Here is a 3,790-nt window from a genome sequence, read left to right on the forward strand (position 1 = left end):
ATTACGAGGACCTGGAGATCGATGGCGTGGCCGAGCGCATCCGCAGCACGGTGGGCGCGGTGTATCGCGCCCTGAGCCGCATCCGCATGAGTTTGATGACCTGCGTGGAAAAGGAACTCCAACTGGAAGGAGCCGAATCATGAGCTTGAAGCCTGCCGATCAATTTCGACTGCTGGAACTCTCCGAGCGCTACGCCGATGAAAAGCTCAGCGCCGCCGAAGTAGCCGCGCTGGAAACCGAACTGCGTGAAAATGCAGAAGCGCGCACCTTCTTTGCCAAGGCCCTGCATCAACGTGCCGAACTGTGCTTCGACGACTCCTGGCACACCCAGGCCGCTCCCGCAGCCCAATCAACCGCCAAGCCCGTGTGGTGGCGGCATGCCATCACCGCAGCAGCAGCAGCCTGCGTGACGTTTGGCTTCGTCTGGCTGAACAGCACCCGCGATGGCACGGTGGCCACGCTGGTCCGCGCACAGCAGTGCCAGTGGGCCGGTAGCAGCCTGCCCACGGTGGAGGGCGCACGCCTGAAGCCTGGCATGCTCGATTTGATCGAAGGCCTGGCCGTGCTGCGCTTTGACAGCGGCGCGGAGCTGGTGCTGGAAGCCCCCGCCACCGTGGAAGTGCTGGACGGCATGAACTGCAAGCTGCGCCGTGGCACACTGGTGGCCGAAGTCCCGCCTCAGGCCAAAGGATTCAGCATCGACACCAAGGACGCCAAGGTCATCGACTGGGGCACGAAGTTCGGCCTCAGCGCCGGAGAGGACGGCAAGTATCTGGTGCAGGTGATGGAAGGCCTCGTGGAAGTGGACGACAAAACCGGCGCCGCCACCAGGAAGCTGGAAAAAGGCCAGCGCGTGGACCGTGGCTGGTCGCAGAAGCAGATGCACCCCTCCGCCGGCGATGACGCCGATGCCGAGCCCAGCCGCTGGCAGCCCTCGATCGTCATGGATGCCGGAGACGGCTGGCAGGCCATCACGACGGCGTTTGGCCATGGCAAAGACAGCTACATCCAGTCTTCCGACAAAGCGCCGCATGACTTCGGCACGCACCCCTTCTTCCGCGTGAAGCGCAGCAAGGACACCAAGCCCGACCTCAACCGCAAAGGCTACATCGCCTTTGACCTCAGCAAGTTTCGCGGTCGCGCCATCGAAGATGCGGAGCTCGTGCTCACCATCGAGCCCAGCGAACTCGGCTTCGCCAGCTTCGTGCCGGACAGCACCTTCGCCGTCTACGGCGTGCTGGATGAAAGCACCGACGCCTGGGAAGAAGCCGGCCTGACCTGGCAGCAGGCCCCCGCGCATGATCCCACGCAGCCAGAGCGCCACCTCCCTGTGGCCGCCAAAGTCAAACTCCTCGGCAAGTTCGAGATCGCCCAAGGCATCAATCGCGGCACCCGCAAACTGCGCGGCAAAGACCTCGCCGATTTCCTCAGCGCCGACACCAATCAGATCGCCACCCTGATCATCTGCCGCGAGACCAACGAAGACCAGGAAAGCGGCCTCGTCCACGCCTTCGCCACCAAGGAGAACGGCACCCGCTCCGCGCCGATGCTGCGCGTGAAGCTGCGGTGAGGTAGCCCGCCCAGTGCGCCCTATTGGGCTGGTAGGGAACCGCTGCGCCGGGTCCGAAGTTTCGGGTCTGCCGCATCGCAGGCGCTGAAAAAGGTGCGCCGTCCTTGGAGCTTCCGACAGTGGGAGGCGGAGGCTATTGGAAAGCGGGAGAACGATGCGTCGGCAGCCACCTCTGGGACGAAGGATTCCAGGGACGCGCACAGCGCATCCCTACCTTCCAGAGTAGTGCGTGCGGCAAACTTGATTGCGACGCCGCTTTCGCAGGCCGGACAGCGGGCTGAGGCGGGAGAACGCGCTTCACCCCGCGAAAGCGGTAGCTCCGATGCAGGCATGCGCCGTGCATCTTCGCGACCGCACTCCAAAACGCTGCCGCGTGCTTTTGCGCCCCTTGCAGAAGGACGATTTCGTTCATGCTTACGGCAGCCTGAACTTGCGTTTGAACTCCTCCAGCGTGAGCGCGGTGCTGGGATCGCGCTCGTAGTCGGCGAAGCGTTGCTCCACCACATCCAGAATGGCTTGATGAGTCGGCAACTCGTTCTGACGCTCGGCCACCTCGTCCCAGAGCTCGACAGCGAGGTCCCACTTTTCTTCAAGGCTCAGGCGCGCAATGTCGGGAAGTGTCTCGGCGATCATACGAATGTATTATCGCCACCATCCGGGCTGGGGACAACCGGGATGTTTTTCGCCTCACCGAATCCGGATCGGCTTCGCAATCGGGTGGTACTTCTGGATCCACACCAGCGTGAAAAACAGCCGCAGGCGCCACCATGTGCCGAAGGTCATCTGCGTGCGGCCTGCCAGCGTGCAGTTGATGGCGCAGAGCAGGCGGAACTTGTTGCTCGGCTGGAAGAAAATCTGCGCGAAGTGCTTGGTGTAAAAGCGCTCGATGAACTGCCAGAAGCGGCCCACCTTCCGGCGCGTGGCCCACTCGTAGCGCTTCATGGCAAAGGTCCAGGCCTTGCCCGCCGCGATGGCCGCATGCACCACCTGCGCCCCCTGCCGGCCGCTGCTCATGGCCAGCATCACACCGCTGGAGAACACCGGATCAATGAACCCTGCGGCATCTCCCACGCGCACGATGCGGTCGGAGACGAGCTTGCGGTTCGTGTAGGAAAAATCGGTGAGCACATGCCCCTGCGTGATCGCTTTCGCATTGATCATGCGCTCACGCACGGCCCGCGTATTTTGCACCGCATCGTCAAACACCTCCTGAGGGTCCTTCTTCAGCGCCTTGAACTGCGCCTGATCCAGCACGAGGCCCACGCTCACCTTGTCGTCGGAAAGCGGGATCATCCAGAACCAGGAGTTTTCGCGGCGGATGATGAGGATGTCCCCCTTCTCCTCCCCGGTGGTCATCTGCACGCCGCTGTAGTGGCCGAAAATGGAGATCTTTTTGTGCTCGGGGTAGTACTCGCGCAGGTTCTCGCGGTTCGCGGTGAAGTTGCCCAGGCCGCTGGCATCCATGAGAAACGCCGCCTGCACCTCGTGCTCCACGCCGTCCTTGGCGCGAAACTTCACCGTCACGCGGTCTTTTTCCACGCGGTGCTCAGTGACCAGCGCCTCCTCCCGCACCTCCGCGCCCAGCTCCTCCGCATGGCGCAGCAGGATGTCGTCAAACGTTGCACGCTCAACCTGTAGCGACTCCGGAAACTCAGTGAACGAGCCCCGGGAAAAATTCATCCGCGTGTGGATCGAGCCGTCGCCCATCCAGAACTGCGCGCCGCGCTTCACCATGAACCCGGCGGCCTCGATCTTCGACCACACGCCCAGCTCATCAAAGATGCTGCGATTGTACGGCAGCAAGGACTCGCCGATGTGAAAGCGTGGAAACTTGGCCTTTTCCAGCACCAGCACGCTACGACCGGCCTGACGCAGTGTGGCCGCAGCCGTGGCCCCTGCAGGCCCGCCGCCGATGACAATGACATCCCAGTTTTTTTGGCTCATGTGTGAGGGTGATGCATGGCCGATTAACGAACTGGCGCAAGGGGTGGCCGCGAAAATGTCGCAAAATTTTCAAATGATGCACGACCTCCGGCGGAGGGGGATCGTCCCGATCCCTCACGCTCCCGCAACACCCAGCGGGATAAGGTCAGGAATGGCGGGCACCGGCGGTGGGTTCAGCGGGTTCATTCAGGTTCACCGTTGGGTTCAGGTTCAGGTTCAGGTTCACCCATCGGAGGGTGGGTTTTGGGTTCACGGGTTCATACCCTATATATAGGG

At 62.5% G+C, this 3,790-nt stretch carries 3 protein-coding genes; 1 reads left to right on the plus strand and 2 read right to left on the minus strand.

The genetic code is table 11. The annotated features are described in order from the left end of the window. Nucleotides 1–139: 139 nt before the first annotated feature. On the plus strand, nt 140–1,570 hold the full coding sequence (locus WAW39_RS05825) for a DUF7594 domain-containing protein (protein ID WP_422316723.1): 1,431 nt from the start codon (nt 140–142) through the stop codon (nt 1,568–1,570). A gap of 414 nt (nt 1,571–1,984) precedes the next feature. On the opposite strand, the gene WAW39_RS05830 is transcribed toward WAW39_RS05825, so the two are convergent. After that, the gene (locus tag WAW39_RS05830; protein WP_422316725.1) at nt 1,985–2,203 is read right to left on the minus strand and encodes an addiction module protein; all 219 of its coding nucleotides are present in this window, start codon (nt 2,201–2,203) and stop codon (nt 1,985–1,987) included. A 54-nt stretch (nt 2,204–2,257) separates the two neighbouring features. Then, nucleotides 2,258–3,514: an NAD(P)/FAD-dependent oxidoreductase gene (locus WAW39_RS05835; RefSeq protein WP_422316727.1), complete on the minus strand. Its 1,257-nt coding sequence runs from the start codon at nt 3,512–3,514 to the stop codon at nt 2,258–2,260. Between the last annotated feature and the right edge of the window lie 276 nt (nt 3,515–3,790).

This window comes from Prosthecobacter sp. (assembly GCF_049294395.1).
In the GTDB taxonomy this organism is placed as follows: Bacteria; Verrucomicrobiota; Verrucomicrobiia; order Verrucomicrobiales; family Verrucomicrobiaceae; genus Prosthecobacter.